This is a genomic window from Kitasatospora sp. CB02891, from assembly GCF_002803145.1.
Taxonomy (GTDB): Bacteria; Actinomycetota; Actinomycetes; order Streptomycetales; family Streptomycetaceae; genus Kitasatospora; species Kitasatospora griseola.
Genome location: NZ_NNBO01000001.1, coordinates 1009131 through 1025082 on the forward strand (window position 1 = coordinate 1009131; position 15952 = coordinate 1025082).

The 15952-nt window shown below is 74.5% G+C and carries 15 protein-coding genes and 1 pseudogene; 7 read left to right on the plus strand and 9 right to left on the minus strand.

Annotated features, from left to right (window positions below; translation table 11 throughout):
• The first annotated feature begins 6 nt into the window (after window positions 1-6).
• Window positions 7-605, plus strand: a pseudogene (locus CG736_RS38850) (DUF6210 family protein).
• On the opposite strand, the gene CG736_RS04735 reads toward CG736_RS38850, so the two are convergent.
• Window positions 502-1455, minus strand: a complete 954-nt coding sequence (locus CG736_RS04735; protein ID WP_232733785.1) for a zinc-binding dehydrogenase — start codon at window positions 1453-1455, stop codon at window positions 502-504. The pseudogene CG736_RS38850 and the gene CG736_RS04735 overlap by 104 nt on opposite strands.
• Window positions 1456-1582: 127 nt before the next feature.
• On the opposite strand from CG736_RS04735, the gene CG736_RS04740 reads away from it, so the two are divergent.
• The 3 genes from CG736_RS04740 to CG736_RS04750 all read left to right on the plus strand — a co-directional run bounded on the left by CG736_RS04740 (window position 1583) and on the right by CG736_RS04750 (window position 4341).
• Window positions 1583-2131 (plus strand): DUF4240 domain-containing protein, encoded by a 549-nt coding sequence (locus tag CG736_RS04740; RefSeq protein ID WP_157815409.1) that lies wholly within the window; start codon window positions 1583-1585, stop codon window positions 2129-2131.
• Between the two features lie 290 nt (window positions 2132-2421).
• Complete coding sequence (locus CG736_RS04745; RefSeq protein WP_100584826.1) at window positions 2422-3171, plus strand: class I SAM-dependent methyltransferase; 750 nt, start codon at window positions 2422-2424, stop codon at window positions 3169-3171.
• A gap of 42 nt (window positions 3172-3213) precedes the next feature.
• The gene (locus tag CG736_RS04750; RefSeq protein ID WP_100584827.1) at window positions 3214-4341 is read left to right on the plus strand and encodes a hypothetical protein; all 1128 of its coding nucleotides are present in this window, start codon (window positions 3214-3216) and stop codon (window positions 4339-4341) included.
• Here the strand turns inward: CG736_RS04750 and CG736_RS04755 are convergent.
• Window positions 4307-5143, minus strand: coding sequence for a nucleotidyltransferase domain-containing protein (locus tag CG736_RS04755; RefSeq protein ID WP_157815410.1), 837 nt, complete (start codon window positions 5141-5143; stop codon window positions 4307-4309). The genes CG736_RS04750 and CG736_RS04755 overlap by 35 nt on opposite strands.
• 221 nt (window positions 5144-5364) lie before the next feature.
• Between CG736_RS04755 and CG736_RS04760 the strand changes: the two genes are divergently transcribed.
• Together CG736_RS04760 and CG736_RS04765 are read left to right on the plus strand one after the other, a co-directional pair.
• Window positions 5365-5847 carry a VOC family protein gene (locus CG736_RS04760; protein WP_100584828.1) on the plus strand — a complete coding sequence of 161 codons (483 nt, stop codon included), beginning with the start codon at window positions 5365-5367 and terminating at the stop codon, window positions 5845-5847.
• Between the two features lie 247 nt (window positions 5848-6094).
• Window positions 6095-7570, plus strand: a complete 1476-nt coding sequence (locus tag CG736_RS04765) for a phospholipase D-like domain-containing protein (RefSeq protein ID WP_100584829.1) — start codon at window positions 6095-6097, stop codon at window positions 7568-7570.
• Here CG736_RS04765 and CG736_RS04770 read toward each other — a convergent pair.
• Both CG736_RS04770 and CG736_RS04775 read right to left on the minus strand, forming a co-directional pair.
• Window positions 7557-7787, minus strand: a complete 231-nt coding sequence (locus CG736_RS04770; protein WP_100584830.1) for a hypothetical protein — start codon at window positions 7785-7787, stop codon at window positions 7557-7559. The genes CG736_RS04765 and CG736_RS04770 overlap by 14 nt on opposite strands.
• 18 nt (window positions 7788-7805) lie before the next feature.
• Entirely contained in the window at window positions 7806-8711 is a 906-nt protein-coding gene (locus tag CG736_RS04775; RefSeq protein WP_100584831.1) for a MerR family transcriptional regulator, read from the minus strand.
• 159 nt (window positions 8712-8870) lie between these two features.
• Between CG736_RS04775 and CG736_RS04780 the strand changes: the two genes are divergently transcribed.
• Entirely contained in the window at window positions 8871-9797 is a 927-nt protein-coding gene (locus CG736_RS04780) for an NAD-dependent epimerase/dehydratase family protein (protein ID WP_100584832.1), read from the plus strand.
• Between the two features lie 125 nt (window positions 9798-9922).
• On the opposite strand, the gene CG736_RS38530 is transcribed toward CG736_RS04780, so the two are convergent.
• From CG736_RS38530 to CG736_RS04805, 5 genes are all read right to left on the minus strand, one after another.
• Window positions 9923-14281, minus strand: coding sequence for a BTAD domain-containing putative transcriptional regulator (locus CG736_RS38530; protein ID WP_100584833.1), 4359 nt, complete (start codon window positions 14279-14281; stop codon window positions 9923-9925).
• Entirely contained in the window at window positions 14281-14676 is a 396-nt protein-coding gene (locus CG736_RS04790; protein ID WP_152645006.1) for a hypothetical protein, read from the minus strand. The genes CG736_RS38530 and CG736_RS04790 overlap by 1 nt, the downstream gene beginning before the upstream one ends.
• Window positions 14677-14756: 80 nt before the next feature.
• Window positions 14757-15194, minus strand: coding sequence for a TadE/TadG family type IV pilus assembly protein (locus CG736_RS35925; protein WP_157815411.1), 438 nt, complete (start codon window positions 15192-15194; stop codon window positions 14757-14759).
• The gene (locus CG736_RS04800) at window positions 15191-15637 is read right to left on the minus strand and encodes a TadE family protein (RefSeq protein WP_100584834.1); all 447 of its coding nucleotides are present in this window, start codon (window positions 15635-15637) and stop codon (window positions 15191-15193) included. Before CG736_RS04800 ends, CG736_RS35925 begins: the two co-directional genes overlap by 4 nt.
• The gene (locus tag CG736_RS04805) at window positions 15634-15903 is read right to left on the minus strand and encodes a hypothetical protein (protein WP_035868447.1); all 270 of its coding nucleotides are present in this window, start codon (window positions 15901-15903) and stop codon (window positions 15634-15636) included. The genes CG736_RS04800 and CG736_RS04805 overlap by 4 nt, the downstream gene beginning before the upstream one ends.
• Window positions 15904-15952 lie beyond the last annotated feature (49 nt).

Genomic DNA, 15952 nt, shown 5'->3' on the forward strand with positions numbered 1-15952 from the left:
ATCCCGTTGAGCCCGGCGCCTGCGGCCGGGAGGACTGCGGCCACGGCCTTTCGACGCGTCGTCCTCCTCGACCCCGACGGCACCAGCGGCGGCGGCCGGCTCCTCGCGCTGGTCGAGGCGCCGACCGGGATCGTCCGTCAGCACCAGTACGGCGGCGCCGCCTGCCGCTCGGGGCAGGTCGAGGGCTTCCTGATGCCGCTGTTCGCCCCGGCCGCGTCGGACGCGCCGCGCGAGCTGTTCGAACGCCGTTTCCGCGGCCCCGGCGCCTGGTACCACGCCTGGTCGGCCGAGGAGCGGCGCCGCCTCCGCGCGATCGTCGGAACCGTCCGCTGCTGGACCTCCGACGGCGTCACCGAACTGCCCCCCTGTGCCTGGACGAGACCCGGCTCGACCGGGCGGACGAGGCGTGGGTTCCGGTGCTCACGCCGGACGGGCCGGCCGTGCTGGTGTGGTCGAACTCCGACCGACCGGGCGTCACTCGGGTTCGACGCAGGGTCCGGGTCACTCCGGGCGGACGTCCAGCAGCGTTTTGCCGAGCGTGGCCCGGGATTCGATGGCGCGGTGGGCGTCGGCGGCCTGCGCCAGCGGGAAGCGGCGGCCGATGACGGGGCGCAGGCGGTCGGCCGCGGCCTCGGCGAGGACGTGGGCGGTGGCGGCGCGGACGGCGTCGGGGGTGGGGCGCAGGGTGAGGACGGTGAGCCTGCGGGCGGCGACCTCGTCCGGCGGCAGGTCGGTCCAACTGCCGCTGGCCAGGCCGTAGCTGAGTAGGTGTCCGCCGGGGCGGAGCAGGGTGGTGGCGGCGCGGCCGAGGGTGCCGCCCACGCCGTCGAGGACGAGGTCGACGGGGGCGGTGCGGGCGGTCCAGTCGGGTTGCCGGTAGTCGAGGGTTTCGGCGGCGCCGAGTTCGGCGGCGAGGGCGAGTTTGGCGGGGCCGCCGGCCGCGGCGACCACCTGCAGGCCGGCGTGGGCGGCGAGTTGGACCAGCAGGGTGCCGACGCCGCCCGCGGCCGCCAGGATCAGGACCCGGGAGCCGGGGGCGGGTGCGGCGGTCTCCAGCAGCAGGCGGGCGGTGCGGCCGTCGGCGAGCAGCGCGGTCGCGCTGTCCAGGGCGAGGCCGTCGGGCACCTGGTGGAGGCCGGCGGCGGGGACGGCGGCGCGTTCCGCGTAGCCGCCGCTGCCGCCGGTGGAGGAGACGACGCGCCGGCCGAGCAGCTCGGCGCCGACGCCGGGGCCGACGGCGGCGACGGTGCCGCCGACGCCGTTGCCGGGGATCATCGGCAGCGCGGCGGAGAACGGGCCGAGTCCGGTGGCGCGGAACTGGGTCTCCACGAACGTCAGGTTGGCGTGGGCGACCTCGATCAGCACCTCGCCGTCCCCCGGCACCGGGTCCGGCGCCTCGCCCGGCACCAGGACCTCCGGCCCGCCGAACTCCCGCAGCCACACTGCCCGCATCATGCCTCCACCCGTCGTCCGGCCGGACGTTTCCGGCCCTGCCGTCGCCCATCCTGCGAGTTCAAGCGCCCTTGAAGTCAAGGACCGGCGGCGGAAACCGGTGTCCTCGGGGCGTGGGAGCATGCCGGGCATGGACCTGAGCGTTTTCTGGGAACTGGTGGAGTCGACCCTGGAGGCCGGCGCGCCCTGCGACCGCACCAAGCTGCTGGTCGACCGGCTGGGACAACTGCCGTTGGAGGAGGTGCTGGAGTTCCAGCTGCGCCTGGACGAGGTGCGGGCGCCGGTCGACACCCGGGCCACCGTCGCAGTGGCGAAGCTGGTGGCGCCCGGCCGGCTCAGCGACGACGGCCTGTGGTACTTCCACGCCTGGCTGGTCGGCCTCGGTCAGGACGCCCACCGACTGGCCGTCGACGAGCCGGACGCGCTCGCCGACCACCCCGAGTTCCGGCGGCTGGCCGCCGAGACCGACCGCCACCTGCCCGGCTGGGAGACCCTCGACTACTGCGCGGCCGACGCCTGGGAGGCGCTCACCGGCAACGAGGACGGCCTTGAGGAGGCGATGCTCGCCCAGGGCCACGACAGCCCGCTGGTCGCCGACCCGGACGGCGAGCCGTGGACGGCCGAGCAGACCGCCGCCCGCTTGCCGAAGCTCACCGCCCTGTTCCCCGCCGCCGACTGACACCCCGTCGGCCCGCGGATCCAGCCCTGGGGCGAATGTCGGCCACGCCACGCCCTGTCACCCGCCCGGATGATTTTTTCTCGCCCCCGGGCGGCCGGGCGCCGCGCGGAAGGCGCCCGTCCCGGCCCGGCAGGGGCGGCCCGCCCGGCCCGGGGCCCGTCGCCCGAAGTCCGGGCCTTCGGTGTCGGCCCCGGGCGGCAGCAGCCCGCTGCGGCGGTGGCCGAAACTCGCCCGACCTGGTCGGTCCGGTCCCCGCTGCCTAGGATCGGCCAGGTCGGAAGGGGGGCCGGATGGACCGGACCGTTCGCACGGTCGAGGACGTACTCGCGCTCCTGGACGGGCTGTTCGGCACCACGCCGGAGACCGGCCGGCTCGCCACCGGCGACGGCCGGGACTACTGGGACCGCTTCTACGGCGACCGGAGCAGGTCGGTCCCGTTCTTCGTGGCGAAACCGGACGAGAACCTGGCCGCGCACCTCGACCGGGGACTGATCGCCCCCGGCCGCGCGCTGGACCTGGGCTGCGGCCCGGGCCGCAACGCCGTGCACCTCGCCGCGCGGGGCTTCGAGGTGGACGCGGTCGACCTCTCCCCCGTCGCCGTCGACTGGGGTCGCGAGCGGGCCCGCGAGGCGGGTGTCGACGTCCGCTTCCGCTGCGGGGACGCCTTCGCGCTCGGCGCGGACGAGCTGAGCGGGCCGTACGACCTGATCGTCGACTCGGGCTGCTTCCACCACCTGCCGCCGCACCGCCGGGTCGGCTACCTGGCGCTGCTCGACCGCGTCCTGGCCCCCGGCGGTCTGTTCGCGCTGACCTGCTTCGCCGCCGGCGAGGGCGGCATGGGCTCCGAGCTCTCCGACGCGGACTGCTACCGCGAACGCTCCCTGCACGGTGGCCTCGCGTACACCCCGGACGCGCTGCGCCGGGTGTTCGCCGACCTGACCGAGGTCGAACTGCGCCGCATGCGGGAGCAGCCCGCCGAGTCGCCGCTGTTCGGCATGCCGTTCCTGTGGACCGCCCTGTTCCGGCGCCCCACGCGCTGACAGGCCGTCGACTGTCCGTCCCGCCGCCTACTCTCGGCGGCCATGACCACCATCGACGACCCCGAGTGGCGCGACAATCCCCGGCTGAACGCCTGGCTGGCCGAGGGCCGGGACGGGTTTCCCGCCTGGGCCGAACTCACCGGCGGCGGCTGGGACTTCGACACCGGCTCGCTCCTTCGCCTGGAGCGGACCGTCCGGGAGCGCTTCCCGGACCGGGAGCGGGCGGACGCGGCGCGGAACGAGCCGTTCCTGACCGCTGCGGCCTGGTACTTCGGCGAGGTGCACGTCCGCAACTACGGTGCGTTGTGGCACTGTTCGCCCGAGCCTGCACCCCATGCGCCCGGGCGGCTGCAGCCGCTGCTGCGGCTGCCGAAGGAGGTGCTGGACGAGGAGGAGGCCCAGGAGCTGGCCGAGGCCGAGGAGTTGTACGAGGACGACTTCCCGATGTGCGCCGCGCTCGACACGGTGGTCGCGGCGGCCGGCCCGCCGGCGGGCGACCGGCTGGCGGAGACGCTGGAGGGCTATGCGTTCTGGGATTCGGTGGTGGACCGGGCCCTGGAGCTGGCCCGCGCCCGGCCCGGGCAGAGCCGGGGCAGCCGTCCCCGGCCCGACGCGCCCGGACCGCTCGACCCCGGCCGGCCCGGCCAGGACCTCGCGCTCTGGCTGGCGATGCGCGAGGAGGCGTTCCCGCTGTGGGCGCGGGCCACCGGCCGGGAGGGTGAACTCGACTTCTCGGAGCGGTCGTTGGACGCACTGGAGGAGGTGCTGCGGCAGCGCGTCCACACCCTGGGCCTGGCCGACAGGTTGGACCACATGGCGGCAGTGGAGCGCTACCGGATCGCGCATCTCCCGTCCGTGATCCGCCTGTTCGACGATCCGGTCTTCGACTGTGCGCTCTGGTACCTCGGCGAGACCGCCTGCCGTGCCAGGGGCGCCCGCTGGCTCCCGCTGCGCAACAACGAGGACGTCGACGCCGAGACCCGTCCCCGGCTCGCGGTGGCCCTGATCGACCGCCGGATCGGCCCGCGGCTCGAACTGACCGCCGCCCTCCACCGCTGTCTGCGCGACCGTGCCGACCCGGCCGACGGCTACGGCTCGCTCCGCGCGGCGCTGTCCGTCCTCGGCCGAACTCCCGTCACTCCAGCGCCCGTTCGATCACCGAGCGGGTGAACAGCCGGGCCTGCTCGGCGCGTTGGTCGCGCTGTTCCCCGGTGAGCGGCAGCGGCGTGCCGTAGCGGCGGGCGACGATGTCCGCGACCAGCTCGGACGGCGCGTCCAGGGACGGGAGTCGGGCGATCGCCTCGCGCTTGGTGATCAGGCGGCTCTCGCGGAGGGCGACGGTGGCGCGGGTGGTGGTGATCGGGCCGAAGTCCACCCAGATGTCGCGCTGCCAGGGTCCGGGGCGGTCGGTGACGGGGTACCAGTAGGTGCGCAGGTCGGTGCGGAGGTGCGCGTGCAACTCCTGGTCGCTCACCGGGGGCAGCAGCGCGACCGCCTCGGCGCCGGCCAACCGCATTCCGCCGTCCAGGAGTTCGCGCCTGGTGACGGCGGTGACCGGCCGGTCCATCGGCTCGCCCTGGGCGAAGGTGAAGTGGTCGACGGCCGGGTCCGCGAGCGCGTCCTGCGACAGGTAGGTGCAGTGCAGCTTCTCCGCGGGCGACCGTTCGGCGATCAACTGCTGGTGCAGGAGCGCGAGTTCGGTGCGCAGCCGGCGGTCCGGCGCGGTCGGCAGGACGGCGATCAGGTCGAGGTCGCTGCGGCCGTGCCGGTAGTCGCCGAGCGCGAGCGAGCCGTGCACCCAGAGCGCGGTGACGGGGGTGACGGCGTGCAGGCGAGCGGTGAACTCCGTCAGCAGCGGGGCGGCGAGGGCGCGTTGGGCCGGGTCGCGCTCGGCCTGTTCGGCGGCGGTGGGCAGGCCGGCGACGGGCGGGAGGTCGTCGGCGGGCGGGGTGACCGGGTCCGGGAGCGTCATGGCACCGACTCTGCCACGGCCCGCACGGCCCCGCCCCGCATTCCGCCCCCACCTGTCCCCCGAGCTCTCCCCCGGCCCGCCCCTCGACCCGCCGCCTCGGCCCGTTCCCTCGGCCCGTCCCCCGACCTGGCGCACCGCCGGAGCGCCGCCCGCTCCCGCCGGACCTGCCGGGCTAGCGTCGATGCGGCAGGCCTCGAACAGCGACGAAAGGCGTTCCCCCGATGGCGGAGAAGATCACCCCGTTCCTGTGGTTCGACCACCAGGCCGAGCAGGCGGTCGCGTTCTACCTCTCGGTTTTCCGGGACGGCCGGGTGACGGACGTCAAGCACTACTCGGAGGCCGGGCCGGGCCCGGCGGGCAGCGTGATGCTGGTGTCGTTCGAACTGTTCGGCCGGGAGTACCGGGCGCTGAACGGCGGGCCGATGTTCACCTTCAACGAGGCGTTCTCGCTCCAGGTGGACTGCGACGACCAGGCCGAGGTGGACCGCTACTGGGAGTTGCTGACCGCGGACGGCGGGGAGCCCGGCCAGTGCGGCTGGCTGAAGGACCGCTTCGGCCTGTCCTGGCAGATCGTGCCGCGCCGGCTGCTGGAGCTGCTGAACGACCCGGACCCGGTACGGGCGAACCGGACGGTGACGGCGATGCTCGCCATGACCAGGCTCGACCTGGCCGTGCTGGAGGCCGCGGCCGACGGCCGACGGTGACTCGTCCGGGTGAAGGCGCAGCCGACGGGTCGCCCCTCACCCGGGCTCGAACCTTCGCGCGAGCCGGGGCGGCGGGGCGAACGCGGGACAGAACGTCCGGTCAACGGTTGTCCGGGTCCCGGTAAAAGTATTCCTGTTCAGCGATCTGTCATGTCCGGACTCTTCTGATCGGCCGTCAGGGCGTGTCTTACTGGGCGGCGCTACGCGCGTCACTTCCGTATGTGCACCCGACAGCTGGAGCCCCGCCATGAGCCTCACCCGCCGCCTGCTGCGCACCCTCGCCGCCGGTGCCACCGTCGCCGCCACCGCGCTCGCCCCGGTCACGGCCGGCCACGCCGCCACCGGCGCCTACACCCTGGTCGTCCTGCCCGACCAGGGCGAGAGCGCGATCTACAGCCTGGTGAACTCGGCCACCAGGTCGGTCGACGTCACCATCTACGAGCTGCGCGACGCCAACCTCACCACGGCGCTGGTGAACCGCCAGAAGGCTGGCGTGAAGGTCCGGGTGGTGATGGACCCCAACCACAGCACCGTCAACAGCGCCGCGTACAACGCGCTGACCGCCGGCGGGGTGAGCGTGGTCTACTCGTCCGCCTCGTTCACCTACACCCACCAGAAGACCATCACCGTGGACGGCGCCACGTCGTACGTCTCCACCGGCAACTTCGACACCACCTACTACGCCACCTCCCGCGACTACGGCGTGCTGGACACCGACGCGGCCGACGTCGCCGCGATCGAGCAGGTCTTCAATGCGGACTACGCGCACACCGCCGTCACCCCGTCCGACGGGACCGACCTGGTGTGGTCGCCCACCGACTCGCAGAACCGGCTGCTCGCGCTGATCAACGGCGCCCAGCACAGTCTGGACGTCGAGCAGGAGGAGTTCGGCGACGCCGCGCTGGTCAACGCGATCGTCGCCGCCGAGCAGCGCGGCGTGACGGTGCGGGTGGTCGCCGAGGACACCTCCGCGAAGTACACCGCGCAGTTCAACCAGGTCACCGCGGCGGGCGGCAAGGTCACCGCGTACACCAGCAGCACCGGGTTCTACGTGCACGCGAAGGCGATCGTCGCGGACTACGGCACCTCGACCGCGAAGGTGTTCGCCGGTTCGGAGAACTTCTCCGACAACTCGCTCAACCACAACCGCGAACTCGGCCTGATCATCGCCGACCCGGCCGTGATCTCCGGCATCGAGTCCACCTTCACCGCCGATTTCAACCGCGTCCCGAGCACCGGCGGCACCACCCCGCCGCCCACCGGCTCCTGCACGCCCGCCCAGCTGCTCGGCAACCCCGGCTTCGAGACCGGCGCCCTCAGCCCCTGGACCGGCACCGCCGGCACCGTCAACAGCGCCGCCACCGAGCCCGCCCGCAGCGGCAGTTGGGACGTCTGGCTGGACGGCTACGGCACCACCCGCACCGAGACCCTCACCCAGACCGTCACCGTCCCGGCCGGCTGCGCCGCGAGCCTCACCTACTGGCTGCACGTCGACACCGCCGAGACCAGCACCACCACCGCCTACGACAAGCTCACCGTCACCGCCAACGGCGCCACCGTCGCCACCCACTCCAACCTCGACCACAACACCGGCTACGCCCAGCACACCGTCGACCTCTCCGCCTACGCGGGCCAGACCGTGACACTGACCTTCACCGGTGCCGAGGACTACCAGAAGCAGACCTCGTTCGTCCTCGACGACCTGGCGCTCAACGTCTCCTGAGACTCCACCGGCACCGGGTCTCCCAGCCACCGTCCAACGGGTGCCGCGTACCGTCCGCCCGCACGACGGCCGGACCGGGGTCGGCGAGCTCCACCCGATCGCCGGCGGCCAGGAACAGCGGGCGGGTCGGAACGAACGCGTAGCCGTCGTCGGTCTCGAACTCGTCGATCAGGACGAGCCTCGAGGCCGCGACGGCTCCGTCGACGGTGAGGCGCATGCGGCAGATGATGGCACGTCAGCCCGGGAGGCGGGCGGCCAGGGCGCGGGTGAACCAGGTGAGGACCGGGGTGAGACCCTCCGGGGCCGTCCAGCCGTTGATCACGGCGAGCAGCCGCAGGTACTGCTCGCGGCGCGGATCGTTCGCCGCCTCCAGGTACGTCCACAGGTGACGACGCAGCTCGACGTCGTCGGGCCGGGCCAGCTCCTCGGCGTACTGGGCCGTCACCGCCTCGACCACCGGATCCGCCTGCGCGGACGCCGGGTCGAGGCCGGCGGTCACCGCCGGGGCGGCCCGGTCGCGGACCAGAGCGACCGCGTCCCGGTGCAGGCCGGGACGGCGCCCGTCGACCAACTGCCGGACGACGTCGCGGAACTCCGGGTCCTGGGTGAGTTCCGCCAGCTCCAGCCAGGCCTCGACCTGGCGGGCATCCGGATCGTCGGGCAGCTCCGGGGTCAACGTGCGCCTGGCGCCGGCGAGTTCGGGGGCGTCCCCGAGGGCGGCGTCGAGGAAGTCCTCGATCAGCCGCCGGCGTTCGTCCGCCGAGAGCTTGGCCAGTCGGTGCATCAATTCGGTCTCCTCGGGTGTCGCCCCGCGCCTGGCCACCGCCGTCAGTACCGCACGCCGCAGCCGCAGCACGTCGATCTGCACGGCAAGCGCCTCGGCGTGCGCAGCCGCGACCTCGGACAGCGAGAGCTCCCGGTCCACGACCCTCCGAATCGCCGGAAGCCCCAACCCCAGGTCGCGCAGCGTCCGCACCAGGTCCAGCCGTGCGACGGCATCAACGCCGTACCAGCGGTGCCCGGCCGGGGTACGGCCGGTGGGCGGCACGATGCCCCGATCGGCGTAGAACCGGATCGCCTTGACCGTCAGCCCGGTCCGCCGGGCCAACGCACCGATCGAGTAGCGCGTGTCGCCTGTCATCCCGCCATCCTCCGACCTCCCCCTACAGGAGGAGCAACCCGGCGAACCCGCGGTGGAGCACGGAGGCCGCGGACCGTCCGTTCGATCAACAGTTCTTCTTCACAGCTGCCCTGCAAGTCGGGACTTCTACTGGTGCCCACCCGCTACCACCATGGGCACATGCGAAAGATCTGCGTCATCGGCGGAAGCCGGTACTTCGGGAAGCTCCTGGTCGAACGACTGCTGGCCGCAGGGCACCAGGTCACGGTGATCAACCGTGGTTCCGTCCCGCCGCCCGTCGGTGTCGAGCACCTCGTGGTCGATCGGAATGACGAGGCCGCCCTGACGGCCGCCCTCGGTGGTCGCGACTTCGACGTCGTGGTGGATCAGGTCTGCTACACCCCCGTGCAGGCCGCCGTCGCCGTCCGGGTCTTCGCCGGTCGGACTCGGCGGTACGTGATGACCTCCACGATCGAGGTCTACGACCCGCGGAGCGGCCCGCTGCCGAGCCTGGCGGCGGAGGTGCCGGTGTCGGAGGAGGTGGTGGACCTGGGCGGCTGGCCGGTGGTCATGGATCTGCCGTGGGAGGACGACGCGTACCGAGCGGCGCACTACGCCGAGGGCAAGCGGCAGGCGGAGGCCGTGTTCGCCCGTGCCGGTGGCGTCGAGTTCGCCGCTGTGCGAAGTGCGCACGTCCTGGGGGGTGGCGCGCAGGAGTTCACCGGGCGATTGGCGCACTACGTCGAGCGGATCGCCGAGGGCCGGGCGGTCGACGTGCATGCGGAGGCGCTGCCCACCGTCTTCATCCACTGCCAGGAGCTGGCCGAGCTGCTGGTGTGGGCGGCCGTCGCCGAGTTCACCGGCCCGGTCAACGCCTGCTCCGACGGCCCGCTCGACGTGCACGGCCTCGCCGCGATCGTCGCCGAGGAGGTCGGCCGGGAGCCCGTCCTGCGGACCGTCCCGGTGGGCGGGGAAGCTTCGCCGTTCTCGTTCGACCGGCACTACGCCATGAGCAACGCCCGTGCGAAGAAGCTCGGTTTCGCCTTCTCCCGCACCACCGACTGGCTGCCCGGCGCCGTCGCCGAAGCGATCAGCACGGGGCCGTGACCGGCCGGGCGACCCAGCAGGCGTCCGGACGGCGGCCCGGCCGTCGGACAGGCGGTCGTGCGAAGGCCCGGACCGCTGAGCGGCCCGGGCCTTCGTCACCTCTCCTCGCCAGTTCCGGTGCGAGCTCAGCCTCCGGTGAGGAGGTCGCGGAGCAGGGCGACCGTGTCGGGGTCGAGGTCGCGGCCGGTGCGGCGGCTGAGGGCGTCGAGGCGGTTGACGGCGCGGACGAGTTGGTCGCGGGCGCCGGCCGAGGCGTACGCGTAGAACAGGTCGCGGTGCAGGAGTTCGACGTCCGGGGCGACGGCGAGGGCGCGGAAGATGGCGGCCTCGGCGGTGCGGTGGTCGCCGTACTGGAGGCGGCGGGCGGCGAGTTCGTGGGCGGTGTCGACGATCGCCGCCAGCATGTCCTGGCGTTCGGTCTCCGCCCACGCGAAGGTGCCGGCCGGGGCCTCGGCGAACGGGGCGCCGCGGACCAGGGCGAGGGCGTGCGCGAGTGCGGCGTCCGCGGTGGTGGAGGTGGAGCGCATGCCGCGCCGATACAGGCTGCGGAACTCGTCCCAGTCGCAGCCGACCGTCGGCGCGAAGGTGTACGTCTCGGCGGGTTCCGCGGCCAGGTAGTCGCGGCCCTCCGGGGAGGTGCCCAACCAGGCTGCCAGCGCGGCGAGTTTGACGGGCAGCGGCTCGGCGAGGCGCTCCGCGGTGGCCTTCGGGTCGAGGTGGGCGGCGCCGGGGTGGATGTCCCGGTCGATCGCCGAGTGCTCGGAGCCGGGGCGCAGCGCCAGGTAGGCGGCGAGTTCGGTCAGCCGGGGGCGGCCCGCCGGGTCGATGGTCCCCGCGACCCCGAGGACGTCCACCGGGCCGAGCAGCCGGATCCGGGGTGCGGAGCGCAGGTGGTGCGCCTCCGGGGAGCGCAGGATCGCCAACAGGTCGTCACTGTCGGTCCGGGAGGCGGTGCTTCCGGGCCGGGCGGACGGCCGGGCGGCGATGCTCACGCCGTGCGGGTCGGGCGCCTCCGCCTGGTCGTGCATCGGCGTGGGCTCGGGCACCGAGGGCACCACGGGCGCGGCGGGGGCGGCGGGGGCGGCGGGGGCCATCGGCGCGACCGGGGCGGAGGCAACCTCGGGGACGGTCGCGACGGGCGGGAGTTCGAAGTACTGGGTGCCCTCCGCAGCGGGTTCCGCGACCGGCTCCACGACCGGCTCCGTGCTGGGCTCCGTGCTCGGCTCCGGGGCGCTCTCGGCCGGCAGGAGTTCGAAGTACTGCGTGCCCTCGCCGTACTGCACTTGCTCCGTCGGCGCCGGAGCGGCGTCCACGGGCGGGAGTTCGGCGGTGTCGGTGGCGTCCGGGCCCTGCTCGACGGGACTGTCCGCCGGGGTCGGGTAGGCGCCGCCGAGGCGCGGGTCGATGCGGGTGCCGTGCGGCGGGGTGGTGGCCTTGCGGGCCTGCCCGTTGGCGGCGTGCCGGGGCGCGGCGGGCTCGACGGGCACAGCAGGCTCGGCGGCCGCGGGCGGGACCGCGGCCGCGGGCGGGACCGGGGCGACCGGGGAGACCGGGATGACGGCGTAGGGGTTGGTGGGAGCGGTGGGGACGAGTCCCGCGAACGGGCTGCTGCCGGTGGGGACGACCCGGGCCACCACGCGCGGTCCGGCGGCGTCGCCGTCGGCGGCGGGCTTGGCGAGCGAGAGCGGTGACGGTGCGTCGGTGACGTCCTGCTGCGCTCCGCCGGGGCCGCCGAGCAGGGCGATCAGCCGGGCGTCGAGCGCGGTGTCGGCCCGCTCGGAGGACCGGCCGGAGAGCCGTTCGGAGGACCGCTCGGAGAGCCGTTCGGAGGCGAACGCGACGGGCTCGGAGTCGAGGCCGATCAGCCCGGGGTGGGTGGCGATCGCCGCACCGACGGTGGCCAGGGCGGGGACGGCGGGCAGCGGGATCTCCTCCTCGTCCTCGGGGCCGTTGTGCGGGCCGTCGAAGGTCCACTCGGGGGCCGGGTGCTGGGTGAAGTCGCCCGAGGCGCGGACGAGTTCGCCGAGCTGGTCGTACTGTTCGCGGCTCAGGCGCTGGAGTTCGACGCTCAGGTGCAGCCCGGGCAGCGTGGACTGGCCGGTCGCGGGGAGCGTCCAGCGGGCGACGGGGCCGGCGCCGCGCTCGGGGGCGCGGGTGAGGACGGCCAGGCAGGTGCGGGGGCGGCCGTCGAGCAGGCGGCCGAGCTCGGCGGGGATGCTGCCGGCGGGCGGCTGCGCGGAGAGCACGATCTCCGGCACCCACGCCTCGTCGGCGCTGCCCCGGCTGCGGGCCTCGCGGGGGCTGCCGGCCTCGGCGGCGACCAGGGTGGCTCGGGCCTTGGCGGTGCGCGGGCCGAGCGCGGCGAGCGCGGCCTCCAGAGTGGCGTGGTGGTGGACCCGGTCGGTGGCGGGGCCGGCGGCGGGCAGGTCGGTGGCGATGCCGACCAGGTGCAGGTGGAGGCGGTCGGCGAGCGGGCTGTGGGCGAGTTCGACGGCGAGGGTGCGCAGCACGTCGTCGGCGTCGTCGGGGTGCCCGGAGAGGTGGACCAGGCGGACGGTCTCCAGGTCGGCGAGGACGGTGGAGCCGTCGGGGCTGTTGCCGAGGGTGACCAGCGCCGGGTAGGGGGCGCTGTACTTGGCGGCCTGTCCGGCGGACAGCAGTTCGCCGGAGTCGTCCGGGCACCACCACACGTTGGGGGCGTGCGCGGCCCGGAACGGGGCGATCGGCACGGCGGGCGCGGCGAGGTGCAGTTCGACGGTGCCGGCGGTGGTGATCCGGGCGGCGACCAGGGCGGGCAGCCGCTTGTCGCCGCGGACGGTGTTGCGGCCGAGGGTGCGCAGCGCGCGGTTGAGCAGGTCCAGGCCGCCGTCGTTCTGACGGGCCTTCAGCTCGGCCTCCAGGCGCCCGGCGGGGCCGGACGGCAGGGCGATCCGGTGCCGGGGGCGGCGGGCCCGCTGCTGGTCGGTGCGGCGGCGGGCGACCAGGGTGATCAGGGCCGCGGCCATCAGCACGCCGATGGTGGAGACCGCCAGCGGCACGGTGTAGTCGTCACCGTGGTGCGCCTTCTGCTGGTCGCCGGCGGCGGGCAGGTCTGCGGCGGGCGCGCTGTCCTGCGGCGCAGGCGGCTGGGCGGCAGGCGTCTCGGCAGCCGGTGTCTGAGCGGCGGACGGCTGAGCGGCGGACGGCTGAGCGGCGGACGGCTGAGCGGCAGGCGGCTGAGCAGCGGGCGTCTCGGCGGCGGGCGGCTGGGCAGCAGGCGTCGCGGCCACCGGCGTCTGCGCCGGCGGCGCCGTCCGCTCGTCGACCTCCGGCCGCTCGGGTGCGTGGCTGCGCGGAACGGTCAGCTGCGGGGCGGGCAGCGGGGCGGCCGGCGACTGGGCGTCCGGCGGCTGCGGAGCGGGCGTCTGGGGAGCGGGCGGCTGCGCGCCGGGGACGGTGAGCACCATGCCGGGGGCGAGCACGTCCGGGTCGGTGAGCTTCTCGCCGTCGGGGGCGGTGACGCCCTTGTTGGCGTCGAACAGCTCGGGCCAGCGGTCTCCGTCGCCCAACTCCCGCTGGGCGATGGAGGACAGCGAGTCGCCGCCGTGCACGGTGACGGTGGCGTGGGCGGCCGCGGACAGTCCGGGCGGGGTGACGGCGGCGCTCCGGTTGCTCCCGCCGGCGGCGGCGTCGGCCGCCGGGGCGGCGGCGCCGTCGGGCTTGGCGTCGGCGGGCATCAGCAGCTGCCAGCCGGGCTGGATCGGCCGGTCGGCGTCGAAGCGGGTGCCGGAGTCGTCCATCGGGCGGCCCGCGTTCAGCTTGGCGATCTCCGTCCAGCGGTCGCCGGAGCCGAGTTGGCGTTCGGCGATGGACCACAGGCTGTCGGCGGGCCGGGAGTCGCGGACGGTGTAGCTCGGCTGCTGCGGGTCGGCGGTGGGCGCGGTGGCCGGAACGGCGGCGGGCAGCGCGGCGAGCGCCGGGGAGGTCGTCAACTGGGCGACGGCGGCGGGGCGTTCGCCGAGTTCGGGGGTGGCGGCAAAGGCCGAGCCGGCCACCGGGAGCAGGGCGAGGACGGAGCCGACCAGGCCGGCCGCGATCCGCTGGCTCCAGCCGAAGGCGGGGATCCGGCGGGCCACCCGGCCGCGCAGCTGGGCGGGGATCTCGATCAGGACGGAGGCCAGGAAGCACAGCCAGCCGAGCCAGCCGACGGCGACCAGCAGCCACAGGAACAGGCTGCCGTCGTCGGGGCTGGTGAGGGCCTCCAGCAGGCCGCGGCCCAGCGGGTTGCCCATCGCGGCGACGGTGGCGGTGCCGTAGCCGAGCAGCGCGGGTACGCCGATCAGCAGCAGGGCCAGCGCCAGCAGTGAGCCGAGCGCGGCGAACACCGAGCCGCCGGCGCCGCGCCGGCGGGTGGGGCGCAGGTGCACGGGCGGGGTCCCGCCGGGGTGCGGTCGCCGCTCCTGGCGGCCCTTGCGGTGCTGGTCGTCGGCTCCGCGCGCGGCCATCAGCCGGTCGTCCCTTCCGTGATGCCGTGCACCAGGGTGGCCTTGCCGTGGCCCTGCACGGGGAGTGTGGTGATGCCGACCAGGCCGAGCAGCGCGGTCGGGTAGTCCGTTTCGACGGTGACGCTGAAGGTCTTGAGGTCGCCCTGCCGGGGGAAGCCGATGGCGCCCTTGACGCCGTGGCTGCGCAGGTAGGCGGTCGCGGTCCGTTCGGCGGCGGCCCGGTCGAAGCGGTAGCCCTGGCCGGCCCGCAGCGCGTCGATGTCGAGTTGCTGTCCGCCGGCCCGGGCGGCTTCCTGGGCGAGCGCGTCGGCCCGTTCCACGGCGCGCAGTCGGCCGCCGCAGTCGAGGACCAGGCCGACCACGGCCACCAGGCTGACGGCGGTGACGGCGACCATGACCGAAATGCTGCCCCGGTCACGGCAGTTCACGCCTTGTTCGTTCACAGTCCCTCCCCCCATCCGGTGGTGCCGTGCGGTCAGTTTCCCCGATACCGGTCCACCACGGAGGTGAATGTACCGGTGAGCGTCTTGTGGCCGGGCAGGCCGTCCAGTTCCATCAGGTCGCCGAACGCGACGGTGCAGGAGACCTTGACGGTGATGGTGGTGAGCGGTTCGCCGTCGGTGTTCAGGATGCCGTACTCGGGCTCCCCCACGGGCTCGGTCGCGCACTGCACGTGGCGGTCTTCGAGAGCTTGCGTCACGGCGTCCGCCGCTGCCTGCCGGGCGCCCTCCGGGGTGCGGGCCAGCGACGCGGCGCGCGCGCCGGAGCGGGCGGCGGCGTCCACGATCGCGCCGGTGCTCTGGACGCGCCCGGCGGCGACCGCCATCAGCGCGAAGGCGAGCACCACGGGCACAAGTATCGCGGCCTCGATCGCGAACGACCCGCGGTCGTCCTTCAGGTGTCGGGTCGTCACGGCTGCCCCTGCGGTACGAACTTCTCCCGGGGGGCGCTGGCGGTCTTGGTGAGCGTGAGCCGGTCGAAGAACGGCAGCACGGACGCCGGGTGGACGGTGACGGACAGCCGGTACAGCTCGGGGTCGCCGTTGTCGGGGTCGATCCGCTCCAGCCGGGCCAGGTTGCCCAGCCGGTCGGTGAAGTCCTGGGCCCGCCTCGGCCCGTCGTCCGTGTGCGCGCCGTTGACGCGTCCGGCGTCCACGCCTTCCCGGGCGGCGGTCAGCGCGGCCTGGTCGGCGTACCACCAGAGGCCGGCCTGCACGACCAGGAGGATGACGAACAGCACGGCGGGGAAGACGATGGCGAGGCTGATCGACATCGCTCCCACGTCGAGCGTGCGTCCGCGGAATCGTCGGGCCGTCAGGGCGGCGCGGGCGAAGGGCCGGGGCGGGCGTCGGGTCACGGCGCCTGGCCTCCGTCCGGGACGTTCTGCGGGATCTTGTTCTTCACGTTGGTGCCGAGCTGGGTGATCGCGTAGACCACCGCTCCGGCGATGGCGACCAGCACGATGACGGCGAGCGCGAGTTCGATGCTGATCGCGCCGCGGTCGCCGGAGGCCCGGGCGGCGCGCAGCTTGACCAGGCGGAACTCGAGGACGGGGCGCAGCAGGTGGACGGGGAACAGCAGCGGCAGCAGAACTGCCGTTGCCAGGGCGCGGATTCGGGTCATGGTGTGCTCTCCGGTGCGTTCGGTGCGGGGGGACGGGGTGCCTGCGGTG

Excerpts from the sequence above, each read along its gene's own strand:
- CG736_RS04780 (WP_100584832.1), top strand. The coding sequence starts at position 8,871 with ATGCGAAAGATCTGCGTCATCGGCGGAAGCCGGTACTTCGGGAAGCTC.
- CG736_RS04740 (WP_157815409.1), top strand. The coding sequence starts at position 1,583 with ATGGACCTGAGCGTTTTCTGGGAACTGGTGGAGTCGACCCTGGAGGCC.
- CG736_RS04750 (WP_100584827.1), top strand. The coding sequence starts at position 3,214 with ATGACCACCATCGACGACCCCGAGTGGCGCGACAATCCCCGGCTGAAC.
- CG736_RS04735 (WP_232733785.1), bottom strand. The coding sequence starts at position 1,455 with ATGATGCGGGCAGTGTGGCTGCGGGAGTTCGGCGGGCCGGAGGTCCTG.
- CG736_RS04775 (WP_100584831.1), bottom strand. The coding sequence starts at position 8,711 with ATGACAGGCGACACGCGCTACTCGATCGGTGCGTTGGCCCGGCGGACC.
- CG736_RS04760 (WP_100584828.1), top strand. The coding sequence starts at position 5,365 with ATGGCGGAGAAGATCACCCCGTTCCTGTGGTTCGACCACCAGGCCGAG.
- CG736_RS04790 (WP_152645006.1), bottom strand. The coding sequence starts at position 14,676 with ATGGTCGCCGTCACCGCCGTCAGCCTGGTGGCCGTGGTCGGCCTGGTC.
- CG736_RS38530 (WP_100584833.1), bottom strand. The coding sequence starts at position 14,281 with ATGGCCGCGCGCGGAGCCGACGACCAGCACCGCAAGGGCCGCCAGGAG.
- CG736_RS04765 (WP_100584829.1), top strand. The coding sequence starts at position 6,095 with ATGAGCCTCACCCGCCGCCTGCTGCGCACCCTCGCCGCCGGTGCCACC.
- CG736_RS04770 (WP_100584830.1), bottom strand. The coding sequence starts at position 7,787 with ATGCGCCTCACCGTCGACGGAGCCGTCGCGGCCTCGAGGCTCGTCCTG.
- CG736_RS04805 (WP_035868447.1), bottom strand. The coding sequence starts at position 15,903 with ATGACCCGAATCCGCGCCCTGGCAACGGCAGTTCTGCTGCCGCTGCTG.
- CG736_RS04755 (WP_157815410.1), bottom strand. The coding sequence starts at position 5,143 with ATGACGCTCCCGGACCCGGTCACCCCGCCCGCCGACGACCTCCCGCCC.
- CG736_RS04745 (WP_100584826.1), top strand. The coding sequence starts at position 2,422 with ATGGACCGGACCGTTCGCACGGTCGAGGACGTACTCGCGCTCCTGGAC.